Source organism: Providencia sp., assembly GCF_040396775.1.
Taxonomy (GTDB): Bacteria; Pseudomonadota; Gammaproteobacteria; order Enterobacterales; family Enterobacteriaceae; genus Providencia.
This window is the reverse complement of sequence record NZ_JBEBNT010000003.1, coordinates 263551-279591: the sequence shown is the minus strand read 5'-3', so window position 1 is coordinate 279591 and position 16041 is coordinate 263551. Positions and strand designations below refer to the sequence as shown.

Genomic DNA, 16041 nt, shown 5'->3' with positions numbered 1-16041 from the left:
CATTAACAGCAATAGAAAACTGAATATTTATTCTATGAGAATAGTAAGTTTGGTATTTCTTGATGTTTAATGGGCTAAGAATAGATTCTTTTTTGAACAGTTACTTGAGTATTGTAACCCAGTAAGTATAAGGCTTGTTCTAACACATCAATTTTTGATGCATAGTGAATGTCCAGCAATCTTTCTATTTGTTGCGCATTAATGTTCATTTTTCTTGCTAAATCAATGCGTAAGGTTTTAGTTTCTAAGATAGCATTATGCAGTGCAATCTTGAGACAGCTTAAAATAGGTAAATAAATAGGAAATGTATTTTCATTACTTTGGGCGGCTAACGGAGCAGGAATTGGTCTTCTCGAGGTTATCAACTCAGCCAATGTTGCCATTAAAACTTCTTCAGCCTCCAATTCAACATCCTCTTTGCAAAAAGTGACACCTTGAATGTCAGGGAAATCACAAAAATTAATTTCATACGCACCTTCCTCTTCAACAAAATCAACGTTGGCGAAATAAGTAAACACAGCCTTCTCTCCTTAAGTAGAACGACAAACAGTAAGTATAAAGCAAATATTGAAGAGTTTCAGGCTAATCCACGAGGCGAGAAGATAGAATGGACTTATCCATTGGTCAGTAAACGATGCGGTTAGGCCTTGGCTTTTAAAAAATGTCTATTTTGTGAACGGGGCAGTATAAATATATCAATAAGAACATAGTTTTATTCGGAAATTATTCAGAAATAAAGAAATTAAATGTGAACAACCTCGCAATTCTTATAAGTTTTTTACTATGGTAGTGACTTATTATTTTGCTGAATTTACATGCAAAAAGCTCACTGAATTATTTTAAATAAAATCAATTCATTTATACGCATCAATACCGATTAATAAGCGAATTTACTTAAGTGAAATATGCAAAGCGCAAGATTTGTTAAAATAAAAGTACATAGTAATCATACGTTATGATAACTATAGGTCACTATATTGTTAATTCGACCTCTTTAGGGGTTAAAAGAATTAAGTAAAAATACAAATTAAAATATAAGGCTAAGCGTTAATTCTATTCTTATTTTGAATATTATAAAGAGAGTAGAAACAGTGAAGAGAAACAGAATGTTCTCAATTGAAACTTTCATTTTTTCAAAGGTTACACAGGGCAGTGTTAGACTGTAGGTTGATCATTTTATTAAAAAAAATAATTTTTTAGATATCTGAATAAAAAAAACAGAATTTAATTAACTGAAAAATCGCCGTTAAAAAAATAATAACAATTAAATCACTGAAAATATAAAACAGCCAATAATATCTAACATATATATTTAAGCTAAATATTTCTTTTATTACTCCTTAACTTTATTAAGTTTATTAATTTTATTAATATTATAATTTGACGGCATTATAACCATAGTTTAATTATTCTAATGAAATCTATAATGATAAATATTATATGTATGACAAAATAATAACTTTAAATGGCGTGGATAGGATTGAATAATTTTGAATGATGGGGAATGATTCGATTAAACTTATTGAAAATTAATGATTAAGTTTTATTCCTGAATTGCCGATATTACGGGATACTGATAATAGTTGACTGAGTTTCTTAATATCAAATGTTGATTTGGATCAATATTTTGATTTTGATGTTGTGGTTGGTTTTTTTTGCTTTCAAATCACATGTAAAGAGTGACAGCTTTGATTAAAATCCTGCCATTTTAGATAGGGTAAACTAAAGTGTTGTGGATATTTAGGTTAAGGAGGGAGAAGATAAGGAAATAATAAAGATTATTTAATGAATGAATGGATCATTATCCCAATGAGATAAAAAGAAACATAAGTACCTTGAATAGTTAATTTAGTGGTGCATAATAATTGGCGACTAATAATGACATCGGCAAATTCTGACTTTTACTGAAAGTGCTAACTTTTTAGTCATTCTTTATTGTTTGTAGGTATTCAGGAAATGTATTTAATTTAAGTTTGAAGATTTGTGTTTTTATACTCCAAACTGGGTATTCATCAACGGACAACATGGGAAGTAAAGGAATACATTTATCCAGTTTAATTAATTTTACTAATAAAGATTTTTAGCCACACAAAACTTTAAAATTCATATTTGTTCTTTTTGCACACAGATGTTGATAAATATTCGGAAAGGAAAAAAAATGAGCTCGACGACAGATTTTCTGAAGCATATATACGATATTAACCTCTCATATTTGCTATTAGCCCAAAAACTCATCTCCCAAGAGAAAGCCTCTGCGATGTTTCGCCTAGGTATCTCTGATGCAATGGCAACTACTTTAGCAGACCTTACGCTTCCTCAATTGGTCAAATTGGCAGAAACAAACCAGCTAATCTGTCAGTTTAGATTTGAGAACAGCGATACCATTGAAAAGCTAACCCGCGACTCAAGGGTTGATGAATTGCAACAAATTCATACAGGTATCCTCCTTTCGACCCGATTATTGCAAACGCATAATCAAGGCGACACAGATATAGCGAGAAAAAGATGAGTACCGCAGCTGAAAAAAGTATTGTCCAAGAAGCGAATGATATTCGCTTAGCCATGGAATTAATCACTTTAGGCGCTCGCCTTCAAATGCTAGAAAGTGAAACGCAAATTAGTCGTGGTCGTTTAGTTCGTTTATATAAAGAACTGAGAGGCTGCCCCCCACCAAAAGGCATGCTACCGTTTTCAACAGATTGGTTTATGACATGGGAACAGAATATTCATTCATCCATGTTTTATAATGCTTATCAGTTTTTACTACAAAGCGGTCACTGCCAAGGCGTTGATGCCATCTTAAAAGCCTACCGATTGTACCTCGAACAATGTATCCCAGAGCCAGGCGATGAACCATTATTAGCCTTAACTCGGGCTTGGACACTCGTCCGTTTTGTTGAAAGTGGCATGCTGCAAAGCTCAAAGTGCAGTTGCTGCCATGGCTCGTTTATCACTTATGCACACATTCCAGAAAATAGTTTTACGTGTAGTTTGTGCCAGCCACCATCACGGGCAATAAAAAAACGTAAACTTTCCGAGCATCTCGCCGATATTACGCTATATCGACAGGATGGCATTACTAAAGCGGTAATGTAATTGGATTGATTTGGTCAACAGGCAGATTTTTGCCTGTTACTCCTAATATTCCCTTTGACTGCCATCTGTTAACCAACGGAGTGAAAGGGAATATTGTGTTAATACTCATCGGGTATATCATTGTTACAGTAGCGGTTATTGGCGGTTATCTCATGGTCGGTGGCCATTTAGGCGCGCTATATCAACCCGCTGAATTTGTTATTATATTAGGTGCTGGTTTAGGGGCGTTTGTCGTTGGTAACAGTGGCAAATCCATCATCGCCTTATGTAAAGTATTACCGAAACTTTTCCGCCGTTCTTCCTATAACAAAACGATGTCAATGGACTTGATGGCATTGTTATTTCAGTTACTCAATAAATCTCGCCAGCAAGGGTTACTTGCATTAGAAAAAGACATTGAAAACCCTCAAGAAAGCGAAATTTTCTCTCAGTACCCCCGTATCCTCAAAGATCCCTCAACCATGATGTTTATCGTGGATTATTTGCGTTTGATGGTAAGCAGTAACTTACAAAGCCATGAAATTGAAGCTTTAATGGATGAAGAATTAGAAACATTTCGCCAAGAAAATGAAGTGCCTGCCTCTGGTTTAAATATGGTTGGTGACTCGATGCCCGCTTTTGGTATTGTCGCGGCAGTATTAGGTGTGGTAAATGCGCTGGGATCAGCTGACCGACCTGCAGGTGAACTGGGTGCGTTAATTGCCCATGCGATGGTTGGGACATTTTTAGGTATTTTAGTCGCTTATGGTTTTATTTTGCCATTGGCGGCACTGATTCGACTGCGTAGCAGTGAACAATTAAAAATGATGGAATGTATCAAAGTGACATTCTTATCCGCATTACAAGGGTATGCGCCACAGATTGCCGTGGAATTTGGCCGTAAAGTGTTATTCAGTGCGGATAGACCGTCATTCGTTGAACTGGAAGACAAAGTTCGCGAAGTCAAAGTGGGTGCTCGCTCACAAGAAACCACTGAGGAGTAACACAAGGATGGCAGCCAATACTCCTCATGTTATTCGAGTCAAAAAACGTAACTCTCATCATCAAGGTGGTCACGGCGGTTCGTGGAAAATTGCTTATGCCGATTTTATGACTGCGATGATGGCATTCTTTTTGGTGATGTGGCTGATATCAATTTCAAGTCCTCAAGAACTCACGCAAATCGCAGAGTATTTTCGAACCCCACTTAGCACAGCGATAAACCCAGGAACAAAAAGTGGCGATGCCACTAACCCTATTCCGGGTGGGGGTAAAGATCCCATCTTCCGAGAAGGGGACGTGATGCCTGAACCGAATAATATTATTGACGGTAATGTTAGTTATCGATTTGAAAAGCTTAAGGAAGCCCTTGAGCAGGCTATTTTAAAAGACCCTCGTTTAAATGAGTTAAAGCCGCATTTACTGATCGACATGATTAATGACGGTTTACGCATTCAAATTGTGGATAGTGAAAACCGCCCGATGTTTAAAGTCGGTTCTGCAATCGTCGAACCTTACATGCGCGATATCTTACGCGCCATTGCCCCTTTACTTAATGATGTACCCAACCGAATCAGCATTTCAGGCCATACCGATGATTTAGCTTATGCCAACGGGGCGAATTACAGTAACTGGGAACTTTCATCAGACAGAGCAAATGCTTCGCGGCGCGAGTTGATCCGTGGGGGTATGGATGAGAGCAAAGTATTACGCGTGGTTGGTATGGCATCAGCGATTCATTTAGATAAAGACAATGGCCTAGCGCCGATTAACCGGCGGATCAGCATCATTGTTCTCAATGATGAGGAAACGAAACAAATCTTACGTGAATACGACGGAGCAAAACCGATTTCTGACGTATTGGGTAAGCCGGCAACGAAGATGACCACTGAAAATGTGGTAACGGCGAAAACACAAAAAAAAGCCGATGAATAGGCTGTGTTTGTGAAGAAGTGAATTATGAATTTTTATTGCCTGCCGGATTTTCCGGCAGTCAGCGTTAAGTGAAACCTAAGCGAAACTGGATAAAAACCATGGATATTACCGAGTTTTATCAAACATTTTTCGATGAAGCCGACGAGTTGCTCAGGGATATGGAACAACATTTACTTGAGCTTGATCCTTTTGACCCGGATAGCGAGCAGCTAAATGCCATTTTCCGCAGTGCACACTCAATAAAAGGAGGTGCTGCAACCTTTGGTTTCACACAGTTGCAAAACACCACGCACACACTGGAAAACTTGCTCGATAAGGCACGTCACGATGAGTTAACGCTCACACCTGACATCATAGATGTATTTTTGGATACCAAAGATGTGATGGCGTCTCAGCTCGATGCATACAAAAATGACTCGTTACCTGATGAGGCGTCATTTAAACGGATTTGTGAAGTGCTTGGGCGTGTTGAGAACCATGTAGAAGAAGTTGTTGCGGAAAAACCTGTTGTTGTCGCGGTTGAACAACTCGAAGACAAGGTCACTGAGGATCAAACTGCTGAGGCTCAGGGCAAATTTTCACATTACTTTAAAATCACATTAAGTGAGCTTAAAGAAACAGAAGTAGGGCTACTTGCCGATGAGCTCGAACTATTCGGCCATCTCTATCATACCGAAAAAGCGGCAAATAGCCTGCAAGTATGGTTAGGTACAAATACCAATATTGAGGATGTTTGCGGGGTACTGTGTTTTGTGGTGGATGAATCACAAATTGCACAAGAAGCTATCACTTTTGCTGATTGCCAAGCGTTTGCGCCACAAGTAGAGCAAGAAAGTGAAGCCGAATCCAGCCAGGAAATGGAAATAGTGGTGCCAAAAGAAGTGGTTAAGCCTACAGCGGCAGCGAGCCCTTCGAAAAAACCTGTGGTAACAAAACCGAAAGGCGATTCCAGCAGTATTCGTGTTGCGGTGGAAAAAGTTGACCAGCTTATCAACCTTGTGGGTGAGTTAGTGATTATCCAGTCCATGCTGACACAGCACAGCCAGCATGTTGATCAAAATGAATACAGTGACTTACTCAGTTCCATTGTGCAATTAGAGCGTAATTCGCGCGCCCTGCAAGAATCCGTCATGTCTATTCGTATGATGCCAATGGACTATGTCTTTAGCCGTTTCCCGCGCATGGTGCGTGATATTGCCTCGAAACTAGGTAAGAAAATCGAACTGAAAGTGGAAGGTAGCTCAACCGAACTCGATAAGAGCCTGATTGAGCGCATTGTCGACCCGCTAAACCACCTTGTTCGTAATAGCTTAGATCACGGTATTGAAAAGCCAGATGTTCGCGTGGCAAATGGAAAACCCGAAGCGGGGACGCTGACCCTCGCCGCCGCGCATCAAAGCGGCAATATTTGTATTGAAGTGCGTGATGACGGGGCAGGGCTAAACCGCGAGCGTATTTTGGCAAAAGCGCGTTCCCAAGGGATGAATGTGCATGATGCCATGAGTAATGATGAAGTGGCGATGCTGATTATGGCTCCGGGCTTTTCTACCGCAGAAGTCGTGACTGATGTCTCGGGGCGTGGTGTGGGCATGGATGTGGTGAAACGAAATATTCAAGATATGGGTGGCCGCATTCAAATCGGTTTCACCGAAGGAAAAGGCACCATTATTCGTATTTTGCTTCCGCTGACCCTTGCCATTTTGGATGGGATGTCAGTCAAAGTGGCGGAGGATGTCTTTATCGTTCCTTTAAGCGCCATCATCAGTACTTTACAACCCCGCCAAGAAGATATCTATCGCTTAGCTGGTGAGGAAAAAATGCTTTTAGTTCGTGGTGAATACTTGCCGTTAGTCGAGCTACACCATGTTTTCTCGATTGAAGAAGCTGAACGCAATTTGGATAACAGCATTGTGCTAATTATTCAAAATGCGGGGCACCGTTTTGCTTTGCTGGTGGACAAACTCGTCGGGCAGCAACAAGTAGTGGTGAAAAATATCGAAAGTAACTACCGCAAAATTCCGGGTATTTCTGCCGCAACGATTATGGGCGATGGTTCTGTTGCATTGATTTTAGATGTGGCTGAGCTGCAAAAAATGAATAACAGCATTTTGATCAAAAAGAAACAGCAGGTTTTCCAACCTGTCGTGCACTAAATAGAGGCCATACACCATGTCTATGTTAGATGATGATTTAAATAAACACGAAGAAGAAAAAAACGGCGAAGGTTACCTCATTTTTACCTTGGGTGAAGAAGAGTACGGCATTGAAATCTTAAAAGTGCAGGAAATTCGGGGTTACGAACAAGTCACTCGCATCGCAAATACGCCTGATTTTATTAAAGGTGTGACGAATTTGCGCGGGGTTATTATCCCAATTATCGATTTACGGGTGAAATTCTCCCATGAAAATGTGGTGTACAACGATAACACCGTCGTGATTGTGGTGAATTTAAAAGACCGCGTAGTTGGTATTGTGGTTGATGGTGTTTCAGATGTGTTGGTGCTTAATGAAGAGCAAATTGCACCACCTCCTGATTTTGCGGTGACACTGTCCACCCAATACCTTACCGGTTTAGGGACGCTCAATGACCGCATGCTCATTTTGGTGGACATTGAAAAGCTCCTGACCAGTGACGAGATGGCGCTTATTGACAGTATGGCTGAGTAATTCTCAGCTTAAATAATTGCTTAAATAATAATAAGTCATTAACTAAAGTTTTTGGTTGGATGACCGATATCCAAAATACAACAAATAATGTTAGTAAAACGTCATGTACAGTCGAATTAAAATCGTATCAGGACTTTTGTCCGTCATTTTTATCTTTATTTTACTGCAACTGGTATCCAGTGGGTTAATGTTCACCAAACTCGGCGATAACAGCGACAGTATTAGTTATTTAAATTCACTACAACGCCAAAGACAAGTATTAACAGAAAGCTGGGTTAACCTTCTACAAGCCCGCGCCAACTTAAATCGGTCAATCAACGCCTACCTATTAGACGGTCGAAAAATTCAAGATGATTCGACAACGGAAGACCTGATTAAAGCGGCAAAACGTAACTTTAAAGCTGCGGATGATGCTTATGCTCGCTACAACAAGCTGATGCAAAGCTCGGAGTATGATAAAGCCAAGTTTGAAAAGCTTTTTAGCACCTATGAAACTTACCGTGATGCATTAATTAAGCTCAGTGACTTCGCTGAAAAAGGGGACCTAGAAGGTTTCTATGCCCACAGAACATCGGGGCATCAGATGAAGTTCGAAGAGCAATTTAATGCTTATTTCGCTGATATTTCAGCGGATTTTCAAGGGGAAGTTGTTAATGCAGACAATAACTATCACCAATCATTATACATGTTAGTGACGTTATCGATTCTGCTCGCCTTTATTGGTTTCTTTAGTTATCGCTATGTGCGTAAAGGGATTATTGAGCCGTTAGGTGCATTAAACGAACGCATTAAAGTTTTTGCGTCGGGGGACTTAACGCCTTCTATTACCATGGCCTCGAATAACGAAATTGGTGAGTTAGCTAATGGTGTTCAGCACATGCAACAAGAGCTGATTAACACGGTTCGCGGCGTATTAGATGGCAGTGAAACAATTTACCAAGGCACCACTGAAATTGCCGCAGGCAATAACGACCTTTCTTCACGTACAGAGCAACAAGTGGCGTGTTTAGAAGAAACTTCTGCCAGTATGAGCGAATTAACTGCAACGGTTAAGCAAAATACAGACTACGCCCATCAAGCTAGCGAGTATGCAAACCAAGCTTCTGTTATTGCAAAAGAGGGTGGAAAAGTGGTTTCCAACGTGGTGAGCACCATGTTGAACATCGCTGATAGCTCACAAAAAATCTCTGATATCACCGCAGTGATTGACAGCATTGCTTTCCAAACCAATATCTTAGCACTGAATGCGGCAGTTGAAGCAGCACGTGCAGGCGAGCATGGTCGTGGTTTTGCTGTCGTGGCAGATGAAGTGCGTAACCTAGCACAACGCAGTGCAGATGCCGCGAAAGAAATCAAAACGTTGATTGAAGACTCAGTTTCAAGAACGGGAACGGGTGCACGCCAAGCAGAAGATGCGGGTGAGACGATGACGAAAATTGTGGAATCGGTCACGCGAGTTACTGACATCATGACGCACATCGCTACCGCTTCTGATGAGCAAAGCAAAGGCATTTCACAAGTCAGCATTGCCGTCGCTGAAATGGACAAAGTGACCCAACAAAATGCCTCGTTAGTAGAACAATCGGCAGTGGCAGCGAATGTATTAGAAGAGCAAGTGGCTAAGCTGTCACAGCTTATCTCAATTTTCCGCCTACCACCGTTAAAACAAAGTGAAATACGCAATACAAAACCGGCGGCAAGAACGGTATCCAATATCGTGAAAACCCCGGATTTGAAAAAATTATCATCGAAGGAACATAAAGATGATGACAACTGGGAAACTTTCTAAGCATTAAGCATAGTTTCACGCTGCAAGGCTCAGGCTTTGCAGCGTTTCTGTGCATTAGAAAACAAGCAATGTTTTAAGCAAACAGCTCTCTTAGCTGGCACAAATGGGGATTATCTATGTTTGGTAAAAATATCCGAATTTCGGTGAGTTTATATCTGCTTTTGTTTTTATTTTGTGGAATGCAGATTGTGTCGAGCGGGGTTTCTGTTGGGATTGTTGTTAGTGAATTAAATGCATTAGAACGTATTGATTTGGGTTCTGATAAGCGAGCTATGCTTGAGGAAACTAATAAGCATTTAATGCAAGCGCGTAATAGCTTAACGCAAATTGCATTATTAAATAAAGTGGGTGGGCATGACCAACTCATCGAAGAAACTCAAGTGACTTTCGATAAATTATTAGAAGAAGCACAGAAAGATTACACCACCTTTAAGAACCAACCGATTTTGAGTGAGAAAGAAAATCTCGCCGCCCTTGATGCGAAATACCAAGCCTTTGTCGTGACGCTCAAAGCATTAAAAACACACTTAGATAACAAAGATGTTGCGGCGTATATTGAGCTTCCTGCTCAAGAAAACCAAGATCAGCTCGCGCAAGTGATTGATGAATATCTTGCATTGCTGAATGTTGAAAACGACGAATCTCTTTCTGCTGCACGCATGTATAACACCTTTGCGTGGAGCTCATTCTGTTCCGTGATCGTGATTATTATTTTAGTGATCGCTTTTGCCCACTATTGGATGAAACGTAAAGTGATTAACCCACTGAAAAGTATGGGAGAGCACTTTGCTTTAGTCGCAGATGGCAAGCTGAATGAACACATTGAAGTAACTACGCGCGATGAAATTGGCGAGGTGTTTGGCAAGCTCAAACAAATGCAAGAATCGTTAGTCACTTCTGTCACGGCATTGCGTACGAATACCGACCAAATGTATACCGGCATCCGTGAAATTGCGTTAGGTAATAATAACTTATCTTCCCGTACTGAACAGCAAGCGGCATCTCTTGAAGAAACCGCAGCGAGTATGGAAGAGCTCACTGCGACCGTTAAACAGAATGCGGATAACGCACGACAAGCCAGTGAGCTTGCGGTTAGCGCATCAAAAACGGCAACGAAAGGCGGTGAAATTACCGAAGATGTTATCGATACCATGACATCCATTTCCAATAGTTCGCAAAAAATTAGCGCAATTATTAGTGTGATTGATGGCATTGCTTTCCAAACCAATATCTTAGCCCTAAATGCTGCGGTTGAAGCGGCGCGTGCGGGTGAACAAGGCCGTGGATTCTCTGTGGTGGCAGGGGAAGTTAGGGCATTAGCACAACGCAGTGCTGAAGCAGCAAAAGAAATTAAAACGTTAATTGATGAGTCTGTGGGCCGCGTAAGCCAAGGTTCTCAGCTGGTGAATGAAGCGGGTGCAACCATGAATGAACTCGTGGCTGCAGTGAACCAAGTAACGGAATTAATGGGGAACATTGCCTCTGCTTCGAATGAGCAAAGTCGCGGAATTGAGCAAGTTGCTACCGCAGTAAGCCAAATGGATTTAGTGACACAGCAAAACGCCGCCTTGGTTGAGCAATCCACCAGCGCGACAGCGGCACTTGAAGACCAAGCCAATAACTTAGTCGATACCGTGGCGTTCTTTGAACTCCCTGAAAGTGTAGCAAACCGCAGTCGATATTAAGTGTTGAGAAAACTCACAATGAGTTTTCGGCAGAGGGAAATGCATTTTTTTGGCATTTCCCTTGCCATTAAAGGCAGCGCATTAGGTGGCTGCTTCTGGATTTTTATTGAATAGGACGACAAGTACGATGCTTTTTGTACCACAGATAGAACCACTGACTGATGATGAGTTTGGTCGGGTTTGTCGATTTATTCATAAAAAATCAGGCATAGTCCTAACCATGAATAAAAAAAATATGGTCTACAACCGGCTGTTAAAGCGGTTACGTGACTGTAATCTCGACAATTTCTCTGATTATTTACGCATGCTTGAGCGCGAGCCTCATAATGCGGAATGGCAAGCTTTCGTTAATGCATTAACCACAAACTTAACTGCATTCTTTCGTGAGCCACACCATTTTGTCACGCTAACGGATTTTATTCGTGCACGTAAAAATAACCCAATCACGATTTGGTGTGCCGCCTCGTCAACGGGTGAGGAACCTTATTCCATCGCGATGACATTAAGTGACGTACTGGGGCCAAATGCGGTTAATGCCAAAGTGATAGCCAGTGATATTGATACCGAAGTGCTTGAAAAAGCTAAACAAGGTGTCTATCGCATTGAAGAGCTAAAGTCACTGAGTGCACTTCAGCGCCAACGTTACTTTATGAAAGGAGTGGGTGAATTTGAAGGCTATGCACGGGTCAAACCTGCACTAAGGCAGATGATAGAATTTCGTTACTTAAATCTGAGTGACCCAGACTGGCAACTCCAACATCGCTTTGATGCAATTTTTTGCCGTAACGTAATGATTTACTTTGATAAAGATATGCAAATAAAAATGCTTGAGCGTTTTGCGCCACTGCTTAAGCCAGATGGCTTGTTATTTATTGGGCATTCAGAAAATCTATCACAATTAACACAAAGCTTTGTGATCAAAGGACAAACCGTCTACAGCGTACAAGCTGGAAGGAGGGGGTAATGAAAAAAATTAAAGTGCTATGTGTGGATGACTCAGCACTGATGCGTCAATTAATGCGTGAAATCATTAATAGCCATGACGACATGGAGGTAGTGGATACTGCCCCCGATCCTTACGTTGCGCGTGATTTAATTAAACAGTTAGAACCCGATGTGATCACGTTAGATGTTGAAATGCCACGTATGGATGGTATTGATTTTTTAGAAAAACTAATGCGTTTGCACCCAATGCCTGTGGTGATGGTGTCGACGCTGACCTCAAAAGGTTCCGAAGTGACGCTTAAAGCGTTGGAGCTTGGCGCTGTGGACTTTGTCACTAAACCGCAAATTGGTATCCGCGAAACCATGATGAGCTACCGCGATATTATCGGTGAAAAAATCCGTGCGGCGGCAATGTCAAAAATTACCCAGCGCAGTCGCTTTGCGAAGCCAGAGAAAAAAGTGACTGAGCCAGTTTCGCAAGCTAAAGCGCTGTCGCCATATGTGTGTAATAGCCGGGTGATTGCTGTTGGCGCATCCACTGGCGGAACAGAAGCGATTCGCCAATTTTTAGAAATGCTACCGCGTGAATGCCCGCCAGTGGTGATCACGCAGCATATGCCTGCGGGGTTTACACGCTCATTTGCTGACAGACTTAATAAACTGTGTGTGTTAACGGTAAAAGAAGCTGAAAACAATGAGTTGTTGCAAAAAGGCCATGCCTATATTGCTCCTGGTGATTCACATATGTTGATTGCCGATAAAGGCAAAGGCTTCCAAGTGATTTTGCAGCAGAGTGAGCCCGTCAATCGGCATCGCCCATCCGTGGATGTGTTATTTGATTCAGTTGCCCAATGTGTCGGGCGCAAATGTATTGGTGTTCTACTGACCGGTATGGGAATGGATGGTGCCAAAGGGTTACTAAATTTACGTAAACAAGGGGCAATTACCTACGCGCAGAACGAAAGCAGTTGTGTGGTGTTTGGTATGCCACGAGCCGCAATTGAAATGGATGCGGTGGACGAAGTGCAAGATATTCGAAAAATTGCCCCAAGTGTTTTAGCAAGACTTTCTTCTGTCACTGTGTAACAGCGGCGGAAATTCACAATTGTATTTGAAGGAGTGGTTATGGCCGCTAAAGATCTTAGTTTTCTGGTTGTTGATGATTTTTCTACCATGCGTCGCATCGTCCGTAACTTATTAAAAGAGCTCGGGTTTAGCAAAATAGAAGAAGCAGAAGATGGCGTTGATGCGTTAGAAAAAATCCGCGCAGGCAACATCGATTTTGTGGTTGCAGACTGGAATATGCCAAATATGGATGGTTTAGAGCTGCTTAAAACCATTCGTGGCGATGATGCACTAAAGCATATCCCTGTTTTGATGGTGACGGCGGAAGCAAAAAAAGAAAATATCATCGCCGCTGCACAAGCAGGGGCGAGTGGTTATGTGGTTAAACCGTTCACGGCTGCCATCTTAGAAGAAAAACTGAATAAAGTATTTGAAAAAATGGGTCTGCAATAACAGTGCGTGCCAAAGGAGATTTTCATGACTGAGCAAGTAGGTATGGAAGGTATTCGCAGTGGTAATGATGATTTAAAACAAGTCATTACACGCATTGGTACGCTGATGAGAACCCTGCGTGAAAGTATGCGTGAGTTGGGCCTTGAAAAAAGCGTTCAACAGGCTGTTGCTAGCATTCCAGATGGGAAAGATAGACTGCGTTATATCGCACAAATGACGGCACAGGCGGCAGAAAAAACCTTAAACGGCATTGATGTCATCAAGCCATTGCAAGTGGATATGAATAAAAATGCGCAGGCTCTGCAACAACAGTGGCAAGAAACAGCAAGTGATGGGGTCCCTGCTCAATTACGAGAGTCAACAGAAGCTTTTTTAGGGCAAGTGATCCAAGACAGTGAAACCACCAAAGCGGAACTGTTGGAAATCATGATGGCACAAGATTTTCAGGATTTAACTGGGCAAGTCATCAAAAAAATGATGGAAGTGGTTGAAGAAGCGGAGAAACAACTGCTCGCATTGTTAATGGAAAATACGCCACCTGAAATGCGTGCAAAAACACAAAACGAAGGTTTACTCAATGGCCCGCAAATTAATAAAGAAGGCGTCAATGTGATGGCATCTCAATCGCAAGTTGATGACCTGCTTGACGAACTTGGCTTTTAGGTTTTTGTAATAATTTGACCGTTTTTCATGGAGCTACGCGAGTTGATGATGATTAACGTAGCTTCAGGTTATCTATTTCAATTAATTAGCTTACTGTGACTGGGTGTATTCACATGATAAATAATGATTTGATTTCTACTTTGATAAATGATGAAAAAGGGGAAAGGCAAGAAGAGCTTGACCAAGAAACAGACTGCCTTGAATTAGAACTGCGTAAAGCATTAATTAGCCAGTTGCGTATGGCGCGCCTTGCGAATAACTATACACAAGTGGAAATTGCCGAAAAAATGCAGACGCAAAAGCAAAATATATCCCGTTTAGAAAAAGGGCAGTTTGACCCAAAACTCGGTACGTTACTCAAATATGCACAAGCCGTAGGCATGAAAATTACGTTAAACCCAACGGTTAAATAATTTTTTGCTAATCATGTTGGTAGACAGCAATAATTTTATGGTCTAGTACGTGTTCAAATTGGGCAATAAAATCATCGTGGATATCCCAATTATGAAAGCTAAAACCTAAGTTACCAAAGGCCCATTGAGGGTTAAATTGCCAACCAGACAGTGGTGAGTGAAAGTCACACTGAAAGCAGGCTAAGCTTTCGTTTTTGCCTTCATACCAATCGGAAATGGCGTCACTCCACGCGTGACTGTGTTCAGTTTGCTCAACGCCACATTGTGGGCAGCAAATGCCAATCCCATTGCCGCCTGCATGAAAAACAGTACGTTCTGTCACTATGGATAGACTATTTTTTAACTGATTTTCAGGTAGTTGGGTGGGAACAATTTCACCATCAATAACATACAAAACCGGCTCTTTATAAGCAGGCATAGGGCGGTAAATCACTTCATCATATTCAATCGCTTGAAAGCTAGGGTCGATGATGCCTTGTGTTTGCAACCAATTGAGCATACGAGCGGCTTCTTTTGGTGCATCTTCAAGTGTGATATCGGGGGCGACAAGGTGGCAAGTATCCATAAGAACCTTATTAATTAGAACCCATCAATGAGTAGGTCAATGGCTTTTTTGATACGTTCTCGTTCATCACTTAAATTTTTGATTTCTTTACCCAACAGTGATTTCGGCACAGCAGACATTAAGTGTGTCATTAAAATATAGTCATGGCCAAGAATCGAAAGACATGGAGTGAGTTTATCAGGTACTGGCTGATGCAATAAATTGCTATCATATAAAGGGATGACCAATCGAGTATTCAGGATATCGATAATATCACTTTGAATATCAACTAAGTAGGGAGCACGAATGGCATTGCCTCTATTTTGATAGAGATGGTATTGCATTAAAATTCCTTGTATTTGTCTGAGAGCAGCCCGTGCTCTTCACTGATCCTATTGAGTTCATTGAAACCCGAGATATTTTTTTCTTTCCACTTTATGGCCTCCACTTTTTTTAATTCTTCGGCTAATGCCTTACATAAGATGGCCGATAAATTTAATTTCGCTTGTTTGGCTTGCTTATATAGCTCGGGTGTCACGGTTACACTCACTGTTTTTTTAATCCTATGTGTTGTCAGATTGCTCATGATAAATTCCTTATACACGTGTATTCACCCGTGTAAGCTATCACAGTTTCGTGTGAATATGGATGTTTTATCGCCACTTTTTCTCTGTGCGAGAAAAATAGGATTGTGCATTTTTTATTTGCGAAGCGCTTCGCAAAGTTGCTGTCTTCTTGTGCAATAGGCAAATAACCCCCTCGAACTGCGTCTATTTTCCACCATTGATTTTTTTACACTCTGTCATG

General features: G+C 41.2%; 17 protein-coding genes. 13 read left to right on the top strand and 4 right to left on the bottom strand.

Features of this window, described 5'->3' with window-relative positions; genetic code table 11:
• Positions 1–74: 74 nt before the first annotated feature.
• The gene (locus tag ABWP91_RS05870) at positions 75–518 is read right to left on the bottom strand and encodes a type II toxin-antitoxin system HicB family antitoxin (RefSeq protein WP_353242460.1); all 444 of its coding nucleotides are present in this window, start codon (positions 516–518) and stop codon (positions 75–77) included.
• A 1640-nt stretch (positions 519–2158) separates the two neighbouring features.
• Between ABWP91_RS05870 and flhD the strand changes: the two genes are divergently transcribed.
• From flhD to ABWP91_RS05805, 13 genes are all read left to right on the top strand, one after another.
• Positions 2159–2509 (top strand): flagellar transcriptional regulator FlhD, encoded by a 351-nt coding sequence (gene flhD / locus ABWP91_RS05865; RefSeq protein WP_353242459.1) that lies wholly within the window; start codon positions 2159–2161, stop codon positions 2507–2509.
• On the top strand, positions 2506–3096 hold the full coding sequence (gene flhC, locus ABWP91_RS05860) for a flagellar transcriptional regulator FlhC (RefSeq protein WP_219249107.1): 591 nt from the start codon (positions 2506–2508) through the stop codon (positions 3094–3096). Before flhD ends, flhC begins: the two co-directional genes overlap by 4 nt.
• A gap of 95 nt (positions 3097–3191) precedes the next feature.
• On the top strand, positions 3192–4079 hold the full coding sequence (gene motA / locus ABWP91_RS05855; RefSeq protein WP_353242458.1) for a flagellar motor stator protein MotA: 888 nt from the start codon (positions 3192–3194) through the stop codon (positions 4077–4079).
• Between the two features lie 7 nt (positions 4080–4086).
• Positions 4087–5010: a flagellar motor protein MotB gene (gene motB, locus ABWP91_RS05850; protein ID WP_353242457.1), complete on the top strand. Its 924-nt coding sequence runs from the start codon at positions 4087–4089 to the stop codon at positions 5008–5010.
• A gap of 98 nt (positions 5011–5108) precedes the next feature.
• Positions 5109–7163, top strand: a complete 2055-nt coding sequence (gene cheA, locus ABWP91_RS05845) for a chemotaxis protein CheA (RefSeq protein WP_353242456.1) — start codon at positions 5109–5111, stop codon at positions 7161–7163.
• Between the two features lie 16 nt (positions 7164–7179).
• A complete protein-coding gene (gene cheW, locus ABWP91_RS05840; RefSeq protein ID WP_004909833.1) occupies positions 7180–7677 on the top strand; it encodes a chemotaxis protein CheW in 498 nt (165 codons plus the stop codon).
• 103 nt (positions 7678–7780) lie between these two features.
• Positions 7781–9466, top strand: coding sequence for a methyl-accepting chemotaxis protein (locus ABWP91_RS05835; RefSeq protein WP_353242455.1), 1686 nt, complete (start codon positions 7781–7783; stop codon positions 9464–9466).
• A gap of 116 nt (positions 9467–9582) precedes the next feature.
• Complete coding sequence (locus tag ABWP91_RS05830; protein ID WP_353242454.1) at positions 9583–11151, top strand: methyl-accepting chemotaxis protein; 1569 nt, start codon at positions 9583–9585, stop codon at positions 11149–11151.
• Positions 11152–11278: 127 nt separating this feature from the next.
• On the top strand, positions 11279–12115 hold the full coding sequence (locus ABWP91_RS05825) for a CheR family methyltransferase (RefSeq protein ID WP_353242453.1): 837 nt from the start codon (positions 11279–11281) through the stop codon (positions 12113–12115).
• Positions 12115–13182, top strand: a complete 1068-nt coding sequence (locus tag ABWP91_RS05820; RefSeq protein WP_353242452.1) for a protein-glutamate methylesterase/protein-glutamine glutaminase — start codon at positions 12115–12117, stop codon at positions 13180–13182. Before ABWP91_RS05825 ends, ABWP91_RS05820 begins: the two co-directional genes overlap by 1 nt.
• Positions 13183–13221: 39 nt before the next feature.
• Positions 13222–13614 carry a chemotaxis response regulator CheY gene (gene cheY, locus ABWP91_RS05815; RefSeq protein WP_206083837.1) on the top strand — a complete coding sequence of 131 codons (393 nt, stop codon included), beginning with the start codon at positions 13222–13224 and terminating at the stop codon, positions 13612–13614.
• A 24-nt stretch (positions 13615–13638) separates the two neighbouring features.
• Positions 13639–14277 (top strand): protein phosphatase CheZ, encoded by a 639-nt coding sequence (locus tag ABWP91_RS05810; RefSeq protein ID WP_353242451.1) that lies wholly within the window; start codon positions 13639–13641, stop codon positions 14275–14277.
• Positions 14278–14390: 113 nt separating this feature from the next.
• Entirely contained in the window at positions 14391–14690 is a 300-nt protein-coding gene (locus tag ABWP91_RS05805; protein WP_353242450.1) for a helix-turn-helix transcriptional regulator, read from the top strand.
• A 7-nt stretch (positions 14691–14697) separates the two neighbouring features.
• Here the strand turns inward: ABWP91_RS05805 and ABWP91_RS05800 are convergent, their stop codons facing one another.
• The 3 genes from ABWP91_RS05800 to ABWP91_RS05790 are packed head-to-tail and all read right to left on the bottom strand — an operon-like array spanning position 14698 to position 15820.
• The gene (locus ABWP91_RS05800; RefSeq protein ID WP_353242449.1) at positions 14698–15255 is read right to left on the bottom strand and encodes a hypothetical protein; all 558 of its coding nucleotides are present in this window, start codon (positions 15253–15255) and stop codon (positions 14698–14700) included.
• A gap of 14 nt (positions 15256–15269) precedes the next feature.
• Positions 15270–15578 (bottom strand): CcdB family protein, encoded by a 309-nt coding sequence (locus ABWP91_RS05795; protein ID WP_353242448.1) that lies wholly within the window; start codon positions 15576–15578, stop codon positions 15270–15272.
• Positions 15578–15820 carry a type II toxin-antitoxin system CcdA family antitoxin gene (locus ABWP91_RS05790; protein WP_353242447.1) on the bottom strand — a complete coding sequence of 81 codons (243 nt, stop codon included), beginning with the start codon at positions 15818–15820 and terminating at the stop codon, positions 15578–15580. Before ABWP91_RS05790 ends, ABWP91_RS05795 begins: the two co-directional genes overlap by 1 nt.
• Positions 15821–16041: the final 221 nt, after the last annotated feature.

What these genes read in the sequence shown, in the direction of transcription:
- flhD (WP_353242459.1), top strand. Translation starts at nt 2,159, where the DNA reads ATGAGCTCGACGACAGATTTTCTGAAGCATATATACGATATTAACCTC.
- flhC (WP_219249107.1), top strand. Translation starts at nt 2,506, where the DNA reads ATGAGTACCGCAGCTGAAAAAAGTATTGTCCAAGAAGCGAATGATATT.
- motB (WP_353242457.1), top strand. Translation starts at nt 4,087, where the DNA reads ATGGCAGCCAATACTCCTCATGTTATTCGAGTCAAAAAACGTAACTCT.
- cheA (WP_353242456.1), top strand. Translation starts at nt 5,109, where the DNA reads ATGGATATTACCGAGTTTTATCAAACATTTTTCGATGAAGCCGACGAG.
- cheW (WP_004909833.1), top strand. Translation starts at nt 7,180, where the DNA reads ATGTCTATGTTAGATGATGATTTAAATAAACACGAAGAAGAAAAAAAC.
- ABWP91_RS05835 (WP_353242455.1), top strand. Translation starts at nt 7,781, where the DNA reads ATGTACAGTCGAATTAAAATCGTATCAGGACTTTTGTCCGTCATTTTT.
- ABWP91_RS05830 (WP_353242454.1), top strand. Translation starts at nt 9,583, where the DNA reads ATGTTTGGTAAAAATATCCGAATTTCGGTGAGTTTATATCTGCTTTTG.
- ABWP91_RS05825 (WP_353242453.1), top strand. Translation starts at nt 11,279, where the DNA reads ATGCTTTTTGTACCACAGATAGAACCACTGACTGATGATGAGTTTGGT.
- ABWP91_RS05820 (WP_353242452.1), top strand. Translation starts at nt 12,115, where the DNA reads ATGAAAAAAATTAAAGTGCTATGTGTGGATGACTCAGCACTGATGCGT.
- cheY (WP_206083837.1), top strand. Translation starts at nt 13,222, where the DNA reads ATGGCCGCTAAAGATCTTAGTTTTCTGGTTGTTGATGATTTTTCTACC.
- ABWP91_RS05810 (WP_353242451.1), top strand. Translation starts at nt 13,639, where the DNA reads ATGACTGAGCAAGTAGGTATGGAAGGTATTCGCAGTGGTAATGATGAT.
- ABWP91_RS05805 (WP_353242450.1), top strand. Translation starts at nt 14,391, where the DNA reads ATGATAAATAATGATTTGATTTCTACTTTGATAAATGATGAAAAAGGG.
- ABWP91_RS05800 (WP_353242449.1), bottom strand. Translation starts at nt 15,255, where the DNA reads ATGGATACTTGCCACCTTGTCGCCCCCGATATCACACTTGAAGATGCA.
- ABWP91_RS05795 (WP_353242448.1), bottom strand. Translation starts at nt 15,578, where the DNA reads ATGCAATACCATCTCTATCAAAATAGAGGCAATGCCATTCGTGCTCCC.
- ABWP91_RS05790 (WP_353242447.1), bottom strand. Translation starts at nt 15,820, where the DNA reads ATGAGCAATCTGACAACACATAGGATTAAAAAAACAGTGAGTGTAACC.